General features: G+C 61.5%; 16 protein-coding genes and 1 pseudogene. 13 read left to right on the forward strand and 4 right to left on the reverse strand.

The genetic code is table 11. The features are described 5' to 3' along the window. The first annotated feature begins 80 nt into the window (after positions 1-80). From VQ575_RS17505 to VQ575_RS17565, 13 genes and pseudogenes are all read left to right on the forward strand, one after another. Positions 81-4,475 (forward strand): RHS repeat-associated core domain-containing protein, encoded by a 4,395-nt coding sequence (locus VQ575_RS17505; RefSeq protein WP_325918109.1) that lies wholly within the window; start codon positions 81-83, stop codon positions 4,473-4,475. A 13-nt stretch (positions 4,476-4,488) separates the two neighbouring features. Next, entirely contained in the window at positions 4,489-4,962 is a 474-nt protein-coding gene (locus tag VQ575_RS17510; RefSeq protein ID WP_039589056.1) for an SMI1/KNR4 family protein, read from the forward strand. Between the two features lie 208 nt (positions 4,963-5,170). Continuing rightward, positions 5,171-6,832: pseudogene (locus VQ575_RS17515) on the forward strand (HNH endonuclease signature motif containing protein); the annotation flags it as partial. Beyond that, positions 6,823-7,233, forward strand: a complete 411-nt coding sequence (locus VQ575_RS17520; protein WP_039589055.1) for an SMI1/KNR4 family protein — start codon at positions 6,823-6,825, stop codon at positions 7,231-7,233. The pseudogene VQ575_RS17515 and the gene VQ575_RS17520, both read left to right, overlap by 10 nt. A gap of 302 nt (positions 7,234-7,535) precedes the next feature. Further along, positions 7,536-7,850: a hypothetical protein gene (locus VQ575_RS17525; protein WP_235433070.1), complete on the forward strand. Its 315-nt coding sequence runs from the start codon at positions 7,536-7,538 to the stop codon at positions 7,848-7,850. Between the two features lie 177 nt (positions 7,851-8,027). Next, positions 8,028-9,443: a cytochrome c oxidase accessory protein CcoG gene (gene ccoG / locus VQ575_RS17530; RefSeq protein WP_039589053.1), complete on the forward strand. Its 1,416-nt coding sequence runs from the start codon at positions 8,028-8,030 to the stop codon at positions 9,441-9,443. 11 nt (positions 9,444-9,454) lie between these two features. Then, a complete protein-coding gene (locus VQ575_RS17535; RefSeq protein ID WP_325918111.1) occupies positions 9,455-9,991 on the forward strand; it encodes a FixH family protein in 537 nt (178 codons plus the stop codon). Positions 9,992-10,148: 157 nt separating this feature from the next. Next, positions 10,149-12,599 carry a heavy metal translocating P-type ATPase gene (locus tag VQ575_RS17540; RefSeq protein WP_325918113.1) on the forward strand — a complete coding sequence of 817 codons (2,451 nt, stop codon included), beginning with the start codon at positions 10,149-10,151 and terminating at the stop codon, positions 12,597-12,599. Positions 12,600-12,623: 24 nt separating this feature from the next. Further along, complete coding sequence (gene ccoS / locus VQ575_RS17545) at positions 12,624-12,842, forward strand: cbb3-type cytochrome oxidase assembly protein CcoS (RefSeq protein ID WP_039589051.1); 219 nt, start codon at positions 12,624-12,626, stop codon at positions 12,840-12,842. Then, positions 12,835-13,518: a sulfite exporter TauE/SafE family protein gene (locus VQ575_RS17550; protein ID WP_198723086.1), complete on the forward strand. Its 684-nt coding sequence runs from the start codon at positions 12,835-12,837 to the stop codon at positions 13,516-13,518. Before ccoS ends, VQ575_RS17550 begins: the two co-directional genes overlap by 8 nt. Positions 13,519-13,608: 90 nt before the next feature. Further along, on the forward strand, positions 13,609-14,991 hold the full coding sequence (gene hemN, locus VQ575_RS17555) for an oxygen-independent coproporphyrinogen III oxidase (RefSeq protein WP_039589049.1): 1,383 nt from the start codon (positions 13,609-13,611) through the stop codon (positions 14,989-14,991). Between the two features lie 95 nt (positions 14,992-15,086). Continuing rightward, positions 15,087-15,821: a fumarate/nitrate reduction transcriptional regulator Fnr gene (fnr, locus tag VQ575_RS17560; protein ID WP_039589048.1), complete on the forward strand. Its 735-nt coding sequence runs from the start codon at positions 15,087-15,089 to the stop codon at positions 15,819-15,821. Positions 15,822-15,896: 75 nt separating this feature from the next. After that, the gene (locus VQ575_RS17565; protein ID WP_039589047.1) at positions 15,897-16,445 is read left to right on the forward strand and encodes an adenine phosphoribosyltransferase; all 549 of its coding nucleotides are present in this window, start codon (positions 15,897-15,899) and stop codon (positions 16,443-16,445) included. A gap of 62 nt (positions 16,446-16,507) precedes the next feature. On the opposite strand, the gene recR is transcribed toward VQ575_RS17565, so the two are convergent. From recR to dnaX, 4 genes are all read right to left on the reverse strand, one after another. Further along, positions 16,508-17,110 carry a recombination mediator RecR gene (recR, locus tag VQ575_RS17570; RefSeq protein WP_039589404.1) on the reverse strand — a complete coding sequence of 201 codons (603 nt, stop codon included), beginning with the start codon at positions 17,108-17,110 and terminating at the stop codon, positions 16,508-16,510. Positions 17,111-17,176: 66 nt separating this feature from the next. Next, complete coding sequence (locus VQ575_RS17575) at positions 17,177-18,205, reverse strand: NADP-dependent oxidoreductase (protein WP_198723085.1); 1,029 nt, start codon at positions 18,203-18,205, stop codon at positions 17,177-17,179. A gap of 251 nt (positions 18,206-18,456) precedes the next feature. Further along, complete coding sequence (locus tag VQ575_RS17580; RefSeq protein WP_003183512.1) at positions 18,457-18,795, reverse strand: YbaB/EbfC family nucleoid-associated protein; 339 nt, start codon at positions 18,793-18,795, stop codon at positions 18,457-18,459. A gap of 64 nt (positions 18,796-18,859) precedes the next feature. Further along, complete coding sequence (gene dnaX / locus VQ575_RS17585; protein ID WP_045155504.1) at positions 18,860-20,938, reverse strand: DNA polymerase III subunit gamma/tau; 2,079 nt, start codon at positions 20,936-20,938, stop codon at positions 18,860-18,862. Positions 20,939-21,021: the final 83 nt, after the last annotated feature.

Below are 21,021 nucleotides of genomic sequence, written 5' to 3' on the forward strand. Positions count from 1 at the left end.
ACACTTCACCGCCAGGGAGACAGGCGCAATGAAACGCATCGATCCACTCAAGCACACAGGCACCAGCCTGAGCATCACCGATGTCTGATGCGCTCTGGGCGGCCCGCCTGGGCGACGCGTTGAATCACACCTCGATGATGGCCGACATCCTTGGGGGCGTGCTGGAGGTGGCGGCGAACATCGCGATCACGGCAGTGGCCACCGCCGCGGTAGTCGCGGCCACGGGTATTACGGTAGTCACCGGCGGCCTGGGCTGCTTCGTGCTTGGACTGGTGGTGGGAACAGTGGTCGGCCTGGCCATGAGCAAGACCGGGGCAGACAAGGGGCTGAGCAATATATGCGAGGGCATCGGCAACGCCCTCTTTCCGCCTACGGTGCAGGCGAATATTCTCACCGGCTCCGCCGACACCTTTACCAATAACATCCCATCTGCTCGCGCCGCCGGGGCCATCGAATCCCATGTCGCCCCGGCCGGCACCGAGCTGGAGGCCCCGGAACCTGAAGAAGAGCCCAGCTACCTGGACATGGCCGGGGAGTTCTTCTCGCAGATGTGGCGTCCTACCGTCGCCACTCCGGCACCCGGCGCGGTACCCAAGCCGCAAGACCTAGTCATCTGCATGAAACACCCGCCGATGCCGCCACAGTTCATGGCCGAAGGTTCGGAGAAGGTCACCATCAACGGCCAGCCCGCCGTGCGCAGTGGCGACCGCAGCACCTGCGATGCGACAGTGGTGTCGGCCGGGCTGATTTCGCCCAACGTGACCATCGGCGGCGGATCAGTGGTGGTGCGCGAGATCCGCAGCGGCAAGACCCCGGGCGTAGGCCTGGCGGTTACCGCGTTGCTGATGCTCAAGGGCGGCAAGGGCAAGTTCTTCAGCAAGTTGCCGTGCATGCTGGTGGGCGGCGCGGTGTCCATGGCCGCCAGCAGCGCGGCGAACGCGGCCGCCAACGCCGCCATGGGTTCATCGAACCCGGTGCACGCCGCCACGGGTGCCAAGGTGCTGGGCGGTGACGAAGACCTGGATTTCGTCCTGCCCGGCATCCTGCCCATCGACTGGCAACGCGTGTACAACAGCCGCGACGAACGCCGCGACAGTCTGTTCGGGGCCGGCTGGAGCGTCGCCTATGAAGTCCAGGTGCAAATCCAGCCCCACCCCGACGGCGGCGAAACCCTGATCTACACCGACGAACAGGGCCGGCCCATCGACATGGGCTCCATTCCCGTGGGCGGCGCTGTGTTCAGCGCTGGCGAAGGCCTGGCCGTGCGCCGCCATGCGAACGGGCAATTGCTGATCGAAAGCGAAGACGGCCTGTACCGCTTGTTCGAACCTTCGCCAGCGAACCCTTCGCACCTGCGCCTGAGCCAACTGGGTGACCGCAACGACAACCGCATCCACCTCGACTACGACGATGCCGGACACCTGGTGCGACTGCGCGACACCTTCGACTTGGTGCACGTCGAGCTGATCCGCGCAGGCGAACGCGTCACCCACATCGAACGCCTCTACCCCGACCACTCGCGGGAAGTGCTGGTCAGCTACGCCTACGACGCGGCCAACACCCTCGCCGAAGTACGCGACGCCAGCGGCCAGGTGCAACGGCGCTTCCGCTACGACGCCGGGCAACGGATGGTCGAGCACCAATTGCCCACCGGCCTGCACTGCTTCTACGAATGGGCCCTGATCGACGACCAGGAATGGCGCGTGGTCCGGCACTGGACCGACGAAGGCGACGCCTACCAGTTCGACTACGACCTCAAGGCCGGCGTAACCCGCATCAGCGACAGCCTACAACGCGTGAGCATTCGGCACTGGAACAGTCAGCACCAGATCACTCGATACAGCGACAACCTCGGCCAGACCTGGTTGTTCGAATGGAACGATGAGCGCCAGTTGCTCAGCGCCACCGATCCCCAGGGCGGCCAGTATCAATTCAGCTACGACGACGCCGGCAACCTGATCAGCGAAACCGACCCGTTGGGCCGCAGCGAATCCACCCTCTGGCTCGAACACTGGGCCCTGCCGCTGGTGGACACCAACGCCGCCGGCCACAGCTGGAAATACCGCTACGATCAACGCGGCAATTGCACCGCGCAAACCGACCCGCTGGGCCACATCACCCGCTATCGCTATGACGCCCACGGTCAGGTCGTGGAGATCATCGACGCCACCGGCAAAAGCAAAAAGCTGCGCTGGAACCCGTTCGGCCAATTGGTGGAACACGTCGATTGCTCGGGTTACCCGACGCGCTTCAGTTATGACCAGCGGGGCTACTTGCACACCATCACCGACGCCCTCGGCGAGCGCACCCAATTCAGCTACGACGCCCAAGGGCGCTTGCTCAGCAGCCAATTGCCGGACGGCCGCACCGAGCACTACCAGCGCGACACCGCCGGCCAACTCACCGGATACACCGACCCGGCCGGGCACACCACGCGCTACCAACACAACCGCCGCGGCCAGGTCCGCCAACGCACCGACGCCCAAGGCCGGCAGGTGCAGTTCGCCTACGATAGCTTCGGCCGGCTGCAAGCGCTGACCAACGAGAATGGCGAGAGCTACCGGTTTGCCTGGGATGCAGGGGATCGGTTGAGCGAGCAACAAGACCTGGATGGCAGCGCCAAGCGCTACGACTACGACCGCCTCGACAACGTCGCAGCGGTGACGGCGATGCCTGCGCCGTACGGCACGGGCCTGGCGCTCATTCCCGAAACACCGCCGGCGTCCATCGTCCATCGCTTGGAGCGCGACGCCGTGGGCCGGCTGATCGCCAAAAACACCGACGATGGCCGCACCGAATACCGCTACGACCCGCGGGACCAACTCACCGCCGTCACCTTCACCGACCTGCAAGGCAACGCGCAAACCCTGAGCTTTACCTACGACGCCCTCGGCCAGCTGCTCGCCGAAAACGGCGCCGCCTGCAGCCTGCAACACCACTACGACGAACTCGGCAACCTGATCCAGACCCAACTGCCCGATGGCCGCTGGGTCAACCGCCTGTACTACGGCAGCGGCCACCTGCACCAGATCAACCTCGACGGCCAAGTCATCAGCGACTTCGAACGCGACCGCCTGCACCGCGAAGTGCTACGCACCCAAGGCCAGATCAGCACCCGCAGCGAATACGACCGCAGCGGCCGCCTGCGCACGCGACAACGCCGCCACAGCAGCCAACCTTCGCTGCTGCCAGCGGCGGTGCAAAAACATTTCGAGTACGACCCCGCCGATAACGTCATCGGCAAACTCGACCAGCAACCCGCCGTACAACAGCGCCAGCTCCTGCACTACGACGCCACCGGCCGCATCATCGCCAGCCAGGACAGCCTGCACGGCCAGCGCGAAACCTTCACCTACGACGCCGCCGCCAACCTGCTGGACGGCCCAGCGCCCGGCGCCGGGCTGGTGGTGCACAACAAACTGCTGACCTACCAGGACAAGCGCTACCGCTACGACGCCTTCGGCCGGATGATCGAAAAGCGCAGCGCCAAACGCGGCGTGCAACACTTTGCCTATGACGCCGAAAGCCGCTTGATTGAAGTGCGCAACGACAACGGCAGCGTGGTGAAAATGACCTACGACCCGCTGGGCCGGCGCATCGAAAAAACCGAACACGACAGCAATGGTTACCCGCTGGGCGAAACCCGTTTCACCTGGGATGGCCTGCGCCTGTTGCAGGAACATCGCCACCAGCAAACCAGCCTGTACCTCTACGAAGACGACGGCTACGAACCCCTCGCCCGCGTCGACGGCAGCGGCCCGCTGCAAAAAATCCGCTACTACCACAACGACCTCAACGGCCTGCCGGAACAACTCACCGAAGCCGACGGACACAACGTTTGGCAAGCCACGTATCGGGTCTGGGGCAACACGCTGGAAGAGGTGCGCGAGGCTTATTACATTGAGGAGCAGAACCTGCGGTTTCAGGGGCAATACCTGGATCGCGAAACAGGGCTGCATTTCAATACGTTCAGGTTTTATGATCCGGATGTGGGGCGGTTTACTACGCCGGATCCGATTGGGTTGAAAGGTGGGCTCAATCTTTACCAATACGCTCCGAACCCTACCGGTTGGGCGGATCCATGGGGCTGGGCGTTTGCAGGGGTGGACTTCACGGGAAGCAGTGACCTGTTCCCAACAACGGGCTCACAAAAGAATATCGTGACCATCAAGATGCAAGGCGCAAGGGGACGCGACTTCACGCAGGCCTTCAAAGAGGCCGGTATCTCGAAGAAAGCAGCGAAGGACTACACCTGGCACCACGTTGATGACTTCAACCCCAAAACCGGTACAACCACGATGCAGCTCGTTAAAACGACCGCACATGAGGCTACGTTTCCGCATGGTGGTTCAGTCGCGCAATATGAAAAACACTTCAAGGTTAAGTACGAGAGCACTGAGTCAGTCCTTGCGGCCTCCAAAAAAGGTTGGCTGGCCAACAAGATCCCTAAAGCCAAAGCTGGGCGCTGCTCATAAACGGAGATTAACGATGCTTGAAAATACATTCTCAGATGACGAAGCAGCCATCACGCCAGCGGACTTGGATCTTTTAGAGTCCGCTATTGGCAAGAAGCTACCCACACCCTTTAGAAACCATTACCTCAAGTACAACGGCGGCGTACCGGAGCGCACCTACTGGGTCGGCGATGATTTCGACGAGCCACTGGAAGTGGCTGCCTTCAAGCCAATTGCTGGCGCTGACTCCACGGTGCTATCCACCTACCAGTTGATGCTGAAGAAACAGGTACTTCCTGCACACCTCTTACCTTTCGCAAATGACTGGGGTGGCAACTTCTTTTGCCTGAACCTTGATACCGAAGCCGTTAGCTATTTCACGACTGATAGCTTCGATAGCGACCTCAGCCCTGAAGAGAATCAGGCTCAATCCGAAAAGCTGGTCTGCTCGAATTTCCTCCGCTTCGTTCAAGGGCTGATCGATGAGGAAGATTTGGACGAGGAATAAATCAGCGAACGCCACAGGGTGTGATCCGAAACGCAAATCCCGTGGCGAGGGAGCTTGCTCCCGCTGGGTGGCGAAGCCGCCCCAAAACAGGCTGACGCATTCTCCAGAAAAATCGCATCAGCCGGTTTACGACGGCTGCGCCGCCGAGCGGGAGCAAGCTCCCTCGCCACGGATCGTCTACACCTCAAAAGCAGGCGTGTAACCCGCCTTCACCAACCTGCAAGGCAGCGCGCAAACCCTGAGCTTCGCCTACGATGCCCTCGGCCAGTTGCTCGCCGAAAACAGCGCCGTCGGCAGCCTGCAACACCACTACGACGAACTCGGCAACCTGATCCAGACCCAACTGCCCGATGGCCGCTGGGTCAACCGCCTGTACTACGGCAGCGGCCACCTGCACCAGATCAACCTCGACGGCCAAGTCATCAGCGACTTCGAACGCGGCCGCCTGCACCGCGAAGTGCTACGCACCCAAGGCCAGATCAGCACCCGCAGCGAATACGACCGCAGCGGCCGCCTGCGCACGCGACAACGCCGCCACAGCAGCCAACCTTCGCTGCTGCCAGCGGCCGTGCAAAAACATTTCGAGTACGACCCCGCCGACAACCTCATCGGCAAACTCGACCAACAACCCGCCGCACAACAGCGCCAGCTTCTGCACTACGACGCCACCGGCCGCATCATCGCCAGCCAGGACAGCCTGCACGGCCAGCGCGAAACCTTCACCTACGACGCCGCCGCCAACCTGCTGGACGGCCCAGCGCCCGGCGCCGGGCTGGTGGTGCACAACAAACTGCTGACCTACCAGGACAAGCGCTACCGCTACGACGCCTTCGGCCGGATGATCGAAAAGCGCAGCGCCAAACGCGGCGTGCAACACTTTACCTATGACGCCGAAAGCCGCTTGATTGAAGTGCGCAACGACAACGGCAGCGTGGTGAAAATGGCCTACGACCCGCTGGGCCGGCGCATCGAAAAAACCGAACACGACAGCAATGGTTACCCGCTGGGCGAAACCCGTTTCACCTGGGACGGCCTGCGCTTATTGCAGGAAAGTCGGTACAACCAGACCAGCCTTTATCTTTATACGGATAACACCTACGAACCCCTTGCGCGGATCGATGGATACGGCGCGCATCAAAAAGTCCGTTATTACCACAACGACCTGAACGGCCTGCCAGAACAACTCACAGAAGCCGACGGGCGTAGCGTCTGGCAAGCTCGCTTTGAGCTGTGGGGTAATCCCCTTCAGGAAATTCGTGAACCCTACTTCATCGAAGAGCAAAACCTGAGGTTCCAAGGACAGTACCTCGATCGAGAAATTGGGCTGCACTACAACGTTCTCAGGTTTTACGATCCCGACGTGGGTCGCTTCACTACGCCCGACCCAATAGGCTTGGCCGGGGGCGTTAATTTTTATGCCTATGCGCCCAACCCTATCGGCTATGCAGACCCTCTAGGCCTAGCAGTCGACCCGCTGATAAAACTGAAAGACCGTGGGTACACAGGCGTCACGAAGACACCCGGTGGAGGTCTCGACTATTCTGAAAGTAACGCGCTATACAACAAAAAACCCGGCGTGAACCCAATCGTTAGAATTGAATACACCGGGGACTACGGGAAAGACTTCGAGGCCGCAAACAAGGCGGCCAACTTGAGTCAAAAAACTACGCCGTCCGGTCATGTATGGCACCACCTGGAAGATTACGATCCCAAGACCAACACAGGCACGATGCATCTCATCAAGCAAAACGCCCACAATGGCATAAGCCATAACGGCGGCGTAGCTCAATACAAAGCAGCTAGAGGCAAGGCCTATACCCACCCAGCTCGTTTCAAGAGCAGAACAAAAGGAGTATCCAAATGCGGCTGACCCTCGAAGAATCCGAACGCGCCCTCTCTGTGCAAGAGTTGAATGAGTTCCAAGAAAAATTCAATGTGGAATTACCGACAGCCTTTAGGCAATTTTATCTAAAGCACAACGGCGGCGATTTGTCTGAGAGCAGTAGCGAGAATGATTTCTTGCTGGGTGGATTCACGCCGATCAAATACGGACAAGCCCCTATCGAAACGGTCTATCGCGACTTGACGGACGACGTTCCGTCGTTAAAGCAAATGATCCCCTTTGCATACGATCAGGGTGGTAACTCCTTCCTCTTGTCCGTTAAGGAAGCTGACTTCGGAAATATTTACCTGTACTTGATGGATGAAGAGGATCTGGCGTTCGTATGCGAATCATTTGAGGAGTTCCTTGCTGAACTCACGGGCCAATAGAGCCATGCGGCACAGATTGCGCTACCGATTACAGCCTCGTGCCCGCACTGAAAGAAGATCTGAAGCTTTCGAAAAACCGCGACGTCATTGAGAAATACGAGCTCACCAATATGTGGGGGATGAAGACTTGAGCGACAGGCTGTGCCGCTATTTCGATACGGGCATTAACCGCGACGATCTGAAGTTTGAAGTCTTCCCAGGGCTTTGGCCGGATCGTGAGAGCCTAAGGCCGTTAACCTGCCGCTTACCTGTGCCGCTTAGATAGACCGGCGGCGTGAGCGGGCTTTAAGGCATTCAAGACCATGATCTTAAAAGAAATCTACCTGTACCCCGACTTGGGCGAATTCAGCGACGAAATTATTCATCCGTTTCGCGACCAAAGTCGATCGATCTGCAATTTTCTCGAGCGCCACCGGGGTGCAGAAAAATTCGAAACGCCGAATTTCAAGAAGATCTGCTTTGTCGGCACCCGCCAAGCCGTCAATGAGCCCTGTGTAAATTCCAGCGGCGCGCTCATCGTCAATGTCATGGCGAGGGAGCTTGCTCCCGCTGGGCGGCAAAGCCGCCCCAGCCATCCAGCACCCCGCCAACGCCATGCGGTGTCTATAGTCAATTGATCCAGGTCAAGACTTGTTACATCCGCTACACCATTCGGCCCAGACACCCAACGCGACCAAAGGTCGCACCCTTGGACCAGAGCGACAGGCGTATCATTGCGCCACCGCAACACCCTTTTTGACCGTGGTCGGCACGTACTGGCCTCGGCATTTTTCCACTGCCGTGGGATGCAATTGATGAGCAACCAGATTCCGGTACATGACGTTACCCCGCCTGCCAAGGACGCCAACAAAAGCGTCGACCTGTATGCCTCTCGGGAAAAAATCTACACCCGTGCCTTCACTGGCCTGTTCCGCAACCTGCGAATGGTCGGTGGGGCGTTCCTGTTCCTGCTGTATTTCGGCACGGTCTGGCTGAATTGGGGCGGTCACCAGGCTGTCTGGTGGAACCTGCCGGAACGCAAATTCTTTATTTTTGGCGCGACTTTCTGGCCCCAGGATTTCATCCTGCTGTCGGGGATGTTGATCATCGCCGCCTTCGGCCTGTTTTTCATCACGGTGTATGCCGGTCGGGTCTGGTGCGGCTACACCTGCCCGCAAAGCGTCTGGACCTGGATCTACATGTGGTGCGAAAAGGTCACCGAAGGCGACCGCAACCAGCGCATCAAGCTCGACAAGGCGCCCATGAGCGCCAACAAGTTCCTGCGCAAATTCGCCAAGCACAGCCTCTGGCTGCTGATCGGCTTCGTTACCGGTATGACCTTCGTCGGTTACTTCACGCCGATCCGCGAGCTGGTCTTCGAGTTCTTCACCGGCCAGGCCGATGGCTGGTCTTATTTCTGGGTCGGCTTCTTCACCCTCGCCACCTACGGCAATGCCGGCTGGCTGCGTGAACAAGTGTGTATCTACATGTGCCCTTACGCCCGATTCCAGAGCGTGATGTTCGACAAGGACACCCTGATCGTTTCCTATGATCCGCGTCGCGGTGAAAGCCGTGGCCCGCGCAAGAAAGGCATCGACTACAAGGCGCTCGGCCTCGGCGATTGCATCGACTGCACCATGTGCGTCCAGGTCTGCCCCACCGGAATCGACATCCGCGACGGTTTGCAGATCGAATGCATCGGCTGCGCGGCCTGCATCGATGCCTGCGACAACATCATGGACAAGATGGATTATCCGCGCGGCCTGATCAGCTACACCACCGAACACAACCTTTCGGGGCAGAAAACCCATAAACTGCGCCCGCGCCTGATCGGTTATGCCCTGGTGCTGCTGGCGATGGTCAGCTTGCTGGTCACGGCGTTCTTCATGCGTTCGCTGGTGGGTTTCGACGTCAGCAAGGACCGCGTGCTGTATCGCGAAAACGCCGAAGGCCGGATCGAGAACGTCTACAGCCTGAAGATCATGAACAAGGACCAGCGCGACCATACGTACGTCCTCGAAGCCGCCGGCCTGCCTGATCTCAAGCTGCAAGGCCGACGGGAAATCAAGGTCGCCGCGGGTGAGATCTACAGCCAGCCGGTCGAGCTGTCCAGCGCACCGGAGCAACTGCCATCGAGCACCAACGAGGTGATCTTCATCCTCAAGGATGCCGATGACGAAAGCGTTCACGTTGAAGCCAAGAGCCGGTTCATCGGCCCACAGACTCGTTGAGAGAAATAAACATGCCTGCAGCAACCGCCACCAGCCCTTGGTACAAGCACCTCTGGCCGTGGATCATTATCGGGATCCTTGCCTGCTCGGTAACGCTGAGCCTGACCATGGTGACCATCGCGGTAAACAACCCGGATAACCTGGTCAACGACAACTATTACGAAGCCGGCAAGGGTATCAACCGCTCCCTGGAGCGCGAGCTGCTGGCCCAGACCCTGCAATTGCATGCCAACGTGCAGTTGGACGACCTCACCGGCGAAGTGAACCTGCGCCTGGACGGCAACAGCCGCCCCCAGACCCTGGAACTGAGCCTGATCTCGCCGACCCAGCCGGAGAAGGACCGCAGGATTGTCCTGACCCGCAACGACAGCGAACCTGGGCGCTACGTCGGCCAGTTGGCGGACAAGGTCGAAGGACGCCGGTTCGTCGAGTTGCTGGGCGTGGAGAACGACAAGACCTGGCGCTTGTTCGAGGAAGAGCAGATCAACCACGACCAGGCCATCCTGCTCGGCGACGAGCCGCTGCAAGGCGCTGAAGACCTGAAATAAGCTGCTTTTGTGGCGAGGGAGCTTGCTCCCGCGGGGTCGCGAAGCGGCCCTGTTTTTGATCCGACAGTCCTCAGGCATATTGCGTATTGAAACACCACTGCTGCGCAGCCGAGCGGGAGCAAGCTCCCTCGCCACAAAAGGCCTTCACCCGACAACCATGACCACGCCACAGCCCTGCTATCACTGCGCCCTGCCCGTTCCTCCCGGCAGTCGCTTCACCGCCGTTGTCCTCGGTGAGACCCGCGAGCTGTGCTGCCCGGGTTGCCAGGCAGTGGCCGAAGCGATTGTCGCCGGCGGCCTGGAAAGCTATTACCAGCATCGCAGTGAAGCGTCGGCCAATCCCGGGACCTTGCCCGTCCAGTTGACCGATGAACTGGCGCTGTATGATCGCCCTGACGTGCAGCAGTCGTTCGTTCGCCATGAAGGCGAGCTGTGCGAAACCACCCTGCTGATGGAAGGCATCAGCTGCGCCGCCTGTGGCTGGCTGATCGAAAAACACTTGCGCACTTTGCCGGCGGTGGCCGAGGCGCGACTGAACCTGTCCAACCATCGCCTGCACGTCCGCTGGGCCGATGCTCAATTGCCGCTGAGCACCCTGCTCGCCGAATTGCGCCAGATCGGCTACGCCGCGCACCCGTACCAGGCCGATCAGGCCAGCGAACAGCTTGCCGCGCAAAACCGCCTGGCCCTGCGCCAGCTGGGCGTGGCCGGCTTGCTGTGGTTCCAGGCGATGATGGCGACCATGGCCACCTGGCCGGAATTCAACATCGACCTGAGCCCGGAGATGCACACCATCCTGCGCTGGGTCGCGCTGTTTTTGACGACGCCTATCGTGTTCTACAGTTGCGCGCCTTTCTTCAAAGGTGCCATGCGTGACCTGCGTACTCGCCACCTGACCATGGACGTTTCAGTGTCGCTGGCCATCGGTGGCGCTTACATCGCGGGGATCTGGACGTCCATTACCGGTGCCGGCGAGTTGTACTTCGATGCCGTCGGCATGTTTGCGCTGTTCCTGCTGGCGGGCCGCTACCTGGAACGTCGGGCCCGGGAGCGCACCGCTGCCGCCACCGCTCAACTGGTCAACCTGCTGCCAGCCTCGTGCCTGCGCCTGGATGAAGACGGCCAGAGCGAGCGCATCCTGCTCAGCGAGTTGCACACTGGCGACCGAGTGCTGGTCCAACCCGGCGCGATCCTGCCCGCCGACGGCAGGATTCTCGAAGGCCAGTCCAGCGTCGACGAATCGCTGCTGACCGGTGAATACCTGCCGCAACCCCGCCAGGCCGGTGATGCAGTCACGGCGGGCACGCTTAACGTCGAGGGCGCGCTGACCGTCCAGGTGCTGGCGTTGGGACAGGACACGCGCTTGTCCGCCATCGTGCGCCTGTTGGAACGCGCTCAGGGCGAGAAACCACGGCTGGCGGAAATCGCCGACCGCGCCGCCCAATGGTTCCTGCTGTTCTCCCTGGTTGCGGCGACGGCCATCGGCTTGTTTTGGTGGTATATGGATGCTTCGCGCGCCTTCTGGATCGTCCTGGCGATGCTGGTTGCGACCTGCCCTTGCGCGCTGTCCCTGGCGACGCCGACCGCCCTGACTGCCGCTACCGGCACCCTGCATAAACTCGGCCTGCTGCTGACCCGGGGTCATGTACTGGAAGGCCTGAACCAGATCGACACGGTGATCTTCGACAAAACCGGCACCCTGACCGAAGGACGCTTGGCGTTGCGTGCCATTCGACCGCTGGCGGCACTCGACAGCGACCAATGCCTGGCCTTGGCCGCCGCCCTGGAAAATCGCTCCGAACACCCGATTGCCCGCGCCTTCGGCCGTGCGCCGCTGGCCGCCGAGCATGTGCAGAGTTTCCCGGGACTGGGGCTTGAAGGCACAGTGGGCGAACAACGACTGCGCATCGGCCATCCCGGCTTTGTCTGCGAAACGAGTGGCGCGCCCGTCCCGCAGATGCCGAACGAACCCGGACAGTGGCTGTTGCTGGGCGACGACATCGGACCGCTGGCCTGGTTTGTCCTCGATGACCGCCTGCGTACGGATGCCTCGGCCCTGGTCGCGGCCTGCAAAGCGCGGGGCTGGCGCACCCTCCTGCTGTCGGGTGACAGCTCGCCGATGGTTGCCAGCGTTGCCGCCGAACTGGGCATCGATGAAGCTCGCGGCGGCTTGCGCCCTGACGACAAGCTGGCCGTGCTCCAACAGTTGCATCAGCAAGGTCGCAAAGTGCTGATGCTCGGCGACGGCGTCAACGACGTCCCGGTGCTGGCGGCGGCGGATATCAGCGTCGCCATGGGCTCGGCCACCGACCTGGCCAAGACCAGCGCCGACGCCGTCCTGCTGTCCAACCGCCTCGAGGCCCTGGTCCACGCCTTCAGCCTCGCCCGGCGCACCCGTCGGGTGATCATCGAGAACCTGGTCTGGGCGGGGCTGTACAATGGCCTCATGTTGCCGTTCGCCGCCCTCGGCTGGATCACGCCGGTGTGGGCCGCGGTCGGCATGTCCATCAGTTCGTTGACCGTGGTGCTGAATGCGCTGAGGCTGACCCGCCAACCCAAGGCGCAGGTTCTTGACGCCACGCCCGATACCCGTCCGCAGCCGGCCTGAGCCGCGCGGGCATGGAGATCCGACATGCCAGCTCTTTACGTGATGATCCCCGCCGCGCTCCTGATCGTCGCCATCGCCGTCTATATATTCTTCTGGGCCGTCGACAGCGGCCAATACGACGACCTTGACGGCCCGGCCCATAGCATTCTGTTCGACGACCAGGACCCGAACCACAAGGCGGCGGTGGACGAAGCCAGCGGCGAGCCCCAAAAAACCGACGACAAGGCACCGCCCCATGCTTGATCTGGCGCCGCTACTGGTCTCGGCCGTCATCCTCGGCCTGCTGGGCGGCGGCCATTGCCTGGGCATGTGCGGGGGCCTGATGGGCGCCCTTACCCTGGCGATTCCCAAGGAACAGCGCAGCCGGCGCTTTCGGCTGTTGTTGGCCTACAACGTGGGACGGATCCTGAGTTACGCCACGGCCGGCTTGCTGATCGGCCTGGCCGGCTGGGCCGTTGCCAACAGCCCGGCGGCGATGATCATGCGGGTGCTGGCCGGTCTGCTGCTGATTGCGATGGGCCTGTATCTCGCCGGATGGTGGAGCGGCTTGACCCGCATCGAAAGCATCGGCCGTGGCTTGTGGCGACACATCCAGCCCGTCGCCAACCGCCTGCTGCCGGTATCGAGCCTGCCACGGGCGCTGCTGCTCGGCGCACTGTGGGGCTGGTTGCCCTGCGGGTTGGTCTACAGCACCCTGCTGTGGTCCGCCAGCCAGGGTAATGCCCTGGACAGCGCGCTGTTGATGCTCGCCTTCGGCCTCGGCACCTGGCCCGTGCTGCTCGCCACCGGCCTGGCGGCGGAGCGTGTCACCGCCCTGTTGCGTAAACGCAGCGTGCGGATGGCCGGCGGATTGCTGGTGATTGTCTTCGGCATCTGGACGCTGCCGGGGCCGCACCAGCATTGGCTCATGGGGCACTGACCGAGTCGCCGCCGTTGACGCAAATCAACACGCCCCTTTCGCCTCGCCCATAGACTTTCGACCATGCCAGCCTATCCGGGGAACGCCCGCATGCTCGACGCCATTCGTTGGGACTCAGACCTGATCCGCCGCTACGACCTGGCGGGACCACGCTACACCTCTTACCCGACTGCGGCGCAGTTCGCCGGCCAGGTGGGCTCCTTCGACTTGCTCCACGCGCTTCGTGACAGTCGCAAGGCGCTCAAGCCGCTGTCGTTGTATGTGCACGTGCCGTTCTGCGCCAATATCTGCTACTACTGCGCCTGCAACAAAGTCATCACCAAGGATCGCGGTCGCGCCCATGCCTACCTGCAACGCCTGGAGCAGGAAATCCAGCTGATCGGCTGCCATCTCGACCCTGCCCAGCGCGTTGAACAACTGCACTTGGGCGGAGGCACGCCGACGTTCCTCAGTCACGACGAGTTGCGCCAATTGATGGCCAAGCTGCGCCAGCACCTGAGCCTGATGGACGACGATTCCGGCGACTACGGCATCGAGATCGATCCCCGGGAAGCCGACTGGTCGACGATGGGCCTGCTGCGGGAACTGGGCTTCAACCGCGTCAGCATCGGCCTGCAAGACCTCGACCCGGCCGTCCAGCGAGCCGTCAACCGCCTGCAAAGCCTGGAAGAAACCCGCGCCGTGATCGAAGCCGCGCGCACGTTGCAGTTTCGCTCGATCAACATCGACCTGATCTACGGCTTGCCCAAGCAAACGCCAGAGAACTTCGCCCGCACCGTCGAGGAAGTCATCAACCTGCAACCCGACCGCCTTTCGGTCTTCAATTACGCTCACCTGCCGGAACGCTTCATGCCGCAACGGCGGATCAATAGCCAGGACCTGCCGAACCCGGTCCAGAAACTGGCGATGCTGCAAGGCACCATCGAGCAACTGACCGCCGCCGGTTATCGCTACATCGGCATGGACCACTTCGCCCTGCCTGACGACGAACTGGCGATTGCCCAAGAGGAAGCGACCCTGCAACGCAACTTCCAAGGCTATACCACCCACGGGCATTGCGACCTGATCGGCCTCGGCGTGTCGGCCATCAGCCAGGTGGGTGATTTGTACTGCCAGAACAGCAGCGACCTGGCCCAATACCAGAACGCCCTTGCCGACGGGCAGTTGGCAACCAGCCGTGGACTGGTGTGCAATGCCGACGACCGGTTGCGACGCGCAGTGATCCAGCAACTGATGTGCCATTTCTCGCTGGCGTTCGCCGAGATAGAGCAAGACTTCAATGTCGATTTTCGGGGTTATTTCGCGTCTTTATGGCCGCAATTACAGACAATGGCAGCCGACGGGCTGCTGGAATTGACCCAAACGCATATCAAGGTACTGCCCGCCGGGCGCCTGTTGGTGCGTTCTGTCTGCATGGTGTTTGACGCGTATTTGGAGCAGCAAAACCGGCAACGATTTTCCCGAGTCATCTGAGCGCGACAATTTGACGGTGATACTGCACTGGCCGGAGTTTGTAGGGTGGGTTACCCTTACGGCTTATGTGTGTTTTTCTCACAAGGATTTAAGAAATGTCCGAGCCAGTCAAATCCCGCGCTCACAACCAGGCCCATTGCAAGGACTGCAGCCTGGCCCCGCTGTGCCTGCCACTTTCGTTGAATCTGGAGGACATGGACGCGCTGGACGACATCGTTAAACGGGGACGGCCCCTGAAAAAAGGTGAATTCCTGTTTCGCCAGGGTGACGCCTTTGACTCGGTCTACGCCGTGCGCTCGGGCGCCTTGAAGACCTTCAACCTGAGCGACGGTGGCGAAGAGCAGCTCACCGGCTTCCATCTGCCCAGCGAACTCGTGGGCCTGTCGGGCATGGACACCGAGACCCATCCGGTTTCGGCCCAGGCGCTGGAAACCACCTCGGTGTGTGAAATTCCTTTTGATCGTCTCGACGAACTGGCCTTGCAACTGCCGCAACTGCGCCGGCAATTGATGCGGGTGATGAGCCGGGAGATCCGTGACGACCAGCAGATGATGCTGTTGCTCTCGAAGAAGACCGCCGATGAGCGCATCGCCACGTTCCTGGTCAACCTCTCGGCGCGTTTTCGTGCCCGTGGGTTTTCGGCCAACCAGTTCCGCTTGAGCATGTCGCGCAACGAAATCGGTAACTACCTGGGCCTGGCCGTGGAAACCGTGTCCCGGGTCTTCACCCGCTTCCAACAGAGCGAATTGATCGCAGCCGAAGGCAAGGAGATCCATATCCTCGATCCCATCCAGCTTTGCGCCCTGGCCGGCGGTTCGGTCGAAGGCTGATGCGCTCGCGCGGCTGAGGCTTTTGTCCCGCCGCGCTATACTGCCGCGTTTGCAGCCAGCCAGGACACCTCGACGATGGTCTTTGATTCCTTCGACATCAAATCCCTGATCCGCCCCGTGATCGATTTCCCCAAGCCAGGCGTGATCTTTCGCGACATCACCCCGTTGTTCCAGTCACCCACCGCCCTGCGGCTGGTCATGGACAGTTTCGCCCACCGTTATGTCGAGGCCGAGTTCACGCACATCGGTGCGATGGATGCGCGGGGCTTCCTGATCGGCTCGATCCTGGCCTATCAGTTGAACAAGCCGCTGGTGTTGTTCCGCAAGCAAGGCAAGCTGCCGGCCGACGTACTGGCCGAGGGTTACCAGACCGAGTACGGCGAGGCTTTCCTGGAAGTGCACGCCGACAGCCTGTGCGAGGGTGATTCGGTGGTGATGTTCGATGACCTGATCGCCACTGGCGGGACGCTGATTGCCGCTGCCAACCTGATCCGCCGCATGGGCGCGAAGGTCCATGAAGCCGCCGCGATCATCGATCTGCCGGAGCTGCTCGGCTCCCAGCGCCTGGAAGACATCGGCATCCCGACGTTCTGCCTGACGCAGTTCTCGCTCAGCGAAAAATAATGGTCAAGTGAGTCACCCCGTGGGAGCGAGCTTGCTCACTCCCACGGGAATTCGTGTTGCAGTTATAGAGCGATCGGCTTGCGCCCCGCAAACGAATGCGCCAGTGTCCCGCCATCAACCAATTCCAGCTCCCCTCCCAGGGGCACGCCGTGGGCGATGCGGGAGGCGACCAGGCCTTTGTTGCTCAGCAATTGGGCGATGTAATGGGCGGTGGCTTCGCCTTCGACCGTCGGGTTGGTGGCGAGGATGACTTCCTTGAACGTACCCGCCTCTTCGATCCGCGCGATCAGTTGCGGGATGCCGATGGCTTCAGGCCCCAAGCCGTCGAGCGGGGACAAATGGCCCTTGAGCACGAAATATCGCCCGCGGAAGCCGGTCTGCTCCACCGCATACACATCCATCGGCCCCTCGACCACGCAGAGCAGGCTGTCGTCCCGGCGCGGATCGGCACATTGCGGGCAAAGGTCGTCTTCAGTCAAGGTACGACATTGGCGGCAGTGCCCGACACCTTCCATGGCCTGGCTCAAGGCCAGGGCCAGGCGCGACCCGCCGCTGCGGTCACGCTCCAGCAGTTGCAACGCCATGCGCTGGGCAGTTTTCTGACCCACGCCCGGCAAAGTTCGCAGGGCATCGATCAGTTGGCGAATCAAAGGGCTGAAACTCATGGAGGAAACGTCCGACATAACAACGAGACGCGGTTTATACCCGCGCCTCCGATTAGCGTCAAATACTCAATCGCGCCCCACTCGCACCACCAACTTGCCGAAGTTTCGCCCCTCCAACATGCCGATAAAGGCCTGGGGCGCATTTTCGAGACCGTCGACCACGTCTTCGCGGAACTTGACCTTGCCATCGCGCACCCAGGGCGCCATGGCACTGATGAACTCCGGCTGGCGATCACCGTAGTCGTCGAACACGATGAAACCCTGGATCCGCACGCGCTTGGTCAGCAGCGTGCGCTGTAACTGCGGCAGGCGATCCGGACCGCTTGGCGGCTGATGATCGTTGTAGGACGCGATCAAGCCGCAAAGCGGAATGCGCGCCTTGGCATTCAGCAGCGGCACCACCGCATCGAAGACCTTGCCGCCGACGTTTTCGTAATAGATGTCAATGCCTTGGGCGCAAGCCTGGGCCAGTTCTTCGGCGAAATTCGCGCCTTTATGGTCGACGCAAGCATCGAAACCCAGCTCATCGACCACGTATTTGCACTTCTCGCTGCCTCCCGCCACACCCACCACCCGCAGACCCTTGATCTTTGCCACTTGCCCCACCACCGAGCCCACGGCGCCCGATGCCGCGGCCACGACCAGGGTTTCGCCGGCCTTGGGCTGGCCAATGTCCATCAGCCCCATGTAGGCCGTCATGCCTGGCATCCCCAGCACACCAAGGGCCATCGAGGGACTGGGCAAGCCGGAAGGGATGGGAATCACGTTACGGCCATCGCTGATGCAGTGGCTTTGCCAACCCGTGGCGCCCACCACCAGATCACCCTCATGGAATTTCGGATGCATCGAGCGCTCCACCCGGCTGACAGCGCCACCGGTCATCACCTCGTCGATTTGCACCGGCGCAGCGTAGGAAGGCGCGTCACTCATACGTCCGCGCATGTAGGGGTCCAAGGACAGGAACTGCGTCTTGAGCAGGATTTGCCCTTCGGCCAGGTCCGGCAGCGTCACGTGTTCAAGACGAAAGTTTTCGGAGGTTGGCGCACCCTGGGGGCGTGAGGCCAGGACGATGCGTTGGCTGGAAATCGATGACATGCAGGCGTCTCCTTGTTCGTTGAGCGGACACGTATAGGGAGCAGACCATTACCGAGGGGGCGGCGTTCGATGTTTTATCCAGCTACACAGGACCTGCGGCGAATATCACAATCGAAACCACTTCAATCCAGTGTCTGTGCAGGCTTGCTCGCAAAAGCGATCGGACAGACGCCACTTGCCTCGGCCAGAAACAAAAATGCCAGGCGCGATGCCTGGCATTGTGTGTAGCCCATCCCAAGCGGGATGGCGAATCAGAACGGCAGTTTCATGCCCGGCGGCAGTTGCATGCCAGCGGTCATGCCGGACATCTTGTCCTGGCTGTTGGCTTCGATCTTGCGCACTGCGTCGTTGACGGCAGCAGCGAACAGGGCTTCAAGCATTTCCTTGTCGTCTTCGCTCAGGCCTTCGACCACGCTCGGGTCGATGCTGACGCGCTTGATGTCGTGACGACCGGTCATGACCACGGTCACCATGTCGCCGCCGGACTTGCCGGTGACTTCAGCGTTGGCCAGTTCTTCCTGCATCTTGGCCATTTTTTCCTGCATCTGCTGCGCCTGCTTCATCAGGCCGGCCATGCCACCTTTCATCATGGTAATCACCTCGAAAGTACTTGGATAAACAACGCGCCCGGCCTGCCCGGCCCGGCGCCTTCAGTTATGAGCCCTGGGTGACCGGGGCCTCGACAGGTTCGATAGTATCGTGACGGACCACGGCGCCGAACTGTTGCATCATCTGCTGGATGAACGGATCGTTGTGGATGGACTCCTCGGCTTCGCGCTGTCGGTCGGCACGGCGCCGGGACGCGGCCTGGGCCGGGGTTTCCTGCTCGGGCTTGATCAGCTCGATGGTCAACGTGAGAGTGCGCTGGTGGTACTGGTTCAGCGCATCGTTGAGGCGACGCTGCTGGGTCGCGTTGAACAGCGCGCTGTGGGCCGGATCCAGATGCAGCAACCAATGGTCGCCCTCGATCGAGATCAACGTACAGTTGGCGGCGATGCTACCGGTCATGCCGCTGATCTGCAGCTTGGGGAACAGCTCCAGCCATTGCAGGGCCAGCCCGGTGGCCGGCATCGCCGCTGGTTCCGGCTCGGGCTCCGGGGCCGGCTCGGCGGCATGCTCACTGGCCAGGTCATCCAGGTAGCTGTAGGCCGAATCCATGTCCGGCTCGATGTAATCCTCATCCAGCGGCGGCTCGTCGTCCAGGTCGATGCCCGGCGTCGCGACATCGACGTCGGCCACTGTTGGCTCCGGCATCGGCGCAGCCACCCACTCGGGTGCGTCGGGCACAACGCTGTCAGGGGTCGGCATGGGCATCGGCGGCAGCTCGGGCTGCTCGGCGATGGTTTCCAGTACGGGCTCCACGGCGGGTTGCTGGACAACTTCCGGCTCGACCGGGTCGTTCCAAGGCAGGTCGATGACTTCTTCGGCGACGGGCCCGGGGAGCGCCTCGACGACTGGCTCAGGTGCCGACTCGACGACCGGCTCCGGCGTGGTAACGACAGGCGCCGGTTGGGCTTCGGGCGCCGCTACCGGAGCACAAGCCACTGCCGACGCGACAACGGGCGTGGCAGCCACTGGTTTGGCGGAATCAGCTGTGGCCTGGCTGATCCCTACTGGCTTTAGCGCTTGTCTCGGCGCGTCCGCCGTATCGGCCGGTCGGAACGCAAGCATTCGCAGCAGCACCATCTCGAAGCCGCCACGCGGATCCGGTGCCAAGGGCAGGTCGCGACGACCGATCAGGCCCATCTGATAATAGAATTGCACGTCTTCGGCAGGCAGCGCCTGGGCCAGAGCCAGCACGCGGTCCCGGTCACCATGGCCGTTGTCGACCCCCTCGGGCAAGGCCTGGGCGATGGCGACCCGGTGCAGCACGTTGAGAATCTCCGAAAGCACGCCGTTCCAGTCCGGCCCCTGCTCAGCCAAGTGGCGCACCGCTTCCAGCAACGCTTTTGCGTCCCCTTCGATCAGCGCATGCAAAACGTCGTAGACCTGGCCGTGATCGAGGGTGCCGAGCATGGCGCGCACTTCGGCAGCCATGACCTTGCCTTCACCGAAGGCGATGGCCTGGTCGGTCAGGCTCATGGCGTCACGCATCGAACCGTCGGCGGCGCGTCCCAGCAGCCACAGCGCATCGTCCTCGAACGGCACGTTCTCGACACCCAGCACATGCGTCAGGTGCTCCACAACGCGTTCCGGCGTCATGTTCTTCAGGGAGAACTGCAAGCAGCGCGACAGAATCGTTGCAGGGAGTTTCTGCGGGTCGGTGGTCGCCAGGATGAACTTGACGTAGGGCGGCGGCTCTTCAAGCGTCTTGAGCAGTGCATTGAAGGAATGGCTGGAGAGCATGTGCACTTCGTCGATCAGGTAGACCTTGAAGCGCCCACGGCTCGGGGCGTACTGCACGTTGTCGAGCAGCTCGCGGGTGTCCTCGACCTTGGTGCGGCTCGCGGCGTCGATTTCGATCAGGTCGACAAAACGACCTTCGTCGATTTCCCGACAGACCGAACATTCGCCGCAAGGCGTCGAAGTGATACCGGTTTCACAGTTCACGCACTTGGCAATGATCCGCGCGATGGTGGTCTTGCCCACGCCGCGGGTGCCGGTGAACAGATAGGCATGGTGCAGCCGCTGGCTGTCCAAGGCATTGATCAGAGCCTTGAGCACATGGGTCTGGCCGACCATTTCGCGGAACGAGCGCGGACGCCATTTACGTGCAAGAACCTGATAACTCATCGAAAACCGTCGCAACGAAGGAACATAAGCGGCTAATGCTAGCGGAGCAGGGGCGAAATTGCATCCGGTGTACTCGTCTAATC

The organism is Pseudomonas frederiksbergensis (assembly GCF_035751725.1).
GTDB lineage: Bacteria > Pseudomonadota > Gammaproteobacteria > Pseudomonadales > Pseudomonadaceae > Aquipseudomonas > Aquipseudomonas frederiksbergensis_A.

Coding starts and splice junctions, on each gene's coding strand:
- VQ575_RS17505 (WP_325918109.1), top strand. CDS start 81: ATGTCTGATGCGCTCTGGGCGGCCCGCCTGGGCGACGCGTTGAATCAC.
- VQ575_RS17510 (WP_039589056.1), top strand. CDS start 4,489: ATGCTTGAAAATACATTCTCAGATGACGAAGCAGCCATCACGCCAGCG.
- VQ575_RS17520 (WP_039589055.1), top strand. CDS start 6,823: ATGCGGCTGACCCTCGAAGAATCCGAACGCGCCCTCTCTGTGCAAGAG.
- VQ575_RS17525 (WP_235433070.1), top strand. CDS start 7,536: ATGATCTTAAAAGAAATCTACCTGTACCCCGACTTGGGCGAATTCAGC.
- ccoG (WP_039589053.1), top strand. CDS start 8,028: ATGAGCAACCAGATTCCGGTACATGACGTTACCCCGCCTGCCAAGGAC.
- VQ575_RS17535 (WP_325918111.1), top strand. CDS start 9,455: ATGCCTGCAGCAACCGCCACCAGCCCTTGGTACAAGCACCTCTGGCCG.
- VQ575_RS17540 (WP_325918113.1), top strand. CDS start 10,149: ATGACCACGCCACAGCCCTGCTATCACTGCGCCCTGCCCGTTCCTCCC.
- ccoS (WP_039589051.1), top strand. CDS start 12,624: ATGCCAGCTCTTTACGTGATGATCCCCGCCGCGCTCCTGATCGTCGCC.
- VQ575_RS17550 (WP_198723086.1), top strand. CDS start 12,835: ATGCTTGATCTGGCGCCGCTACTGGTCTCGGCCGTCATCCTCGGCCTG.
- hemN (WP_039589049.1), top strand. CDS start 13,609: ATGCTCGACGCCATTCGTTGGGACTCAGACCTGATCCGCCGCTACGAC.
- fnr (WP_039589048.1), top strand. CDS start 15,087: ATGTCCGAGCCAGTCAAATCCCGCGCTCACAACCAGGCCCATTGCAAG.
- VQ575_RS17565 (WP_039589047.1), top strand. CDS start 15,897: ATGGTCTTTGATTCCTTCGACATCAAATCCCTGATCCGCCCCGTGATC.
- recR (WP_039589404.1), bottom strand. CDS start 17,110: ATGAGTTTCAGCCCTTTGATTCGCCAACTGATCGATGCCCTGCGAACT.
- VQ575_RS17575 (WP_198723085.1), bottom strand. CDS start 18,205: ATGTCATCGATTTCCAGCCAACGCATCGTCCTGGCCTCACGCCCCCAG.
- VQ575_RS17580 (WP_003183512.1), bottom strand. CDS start 18,795: ATGATGAAAGGTGGCATGGCCGGCCTGATGAAGCAGGCGCAGCAGATG.
- dnaX (WP_045155504.1), bottom strand. CDS start 20,938: ATGAGTTATCAGGTTCTTGCACGTAAATGGCGTCCGCGCTCGTTCCGC.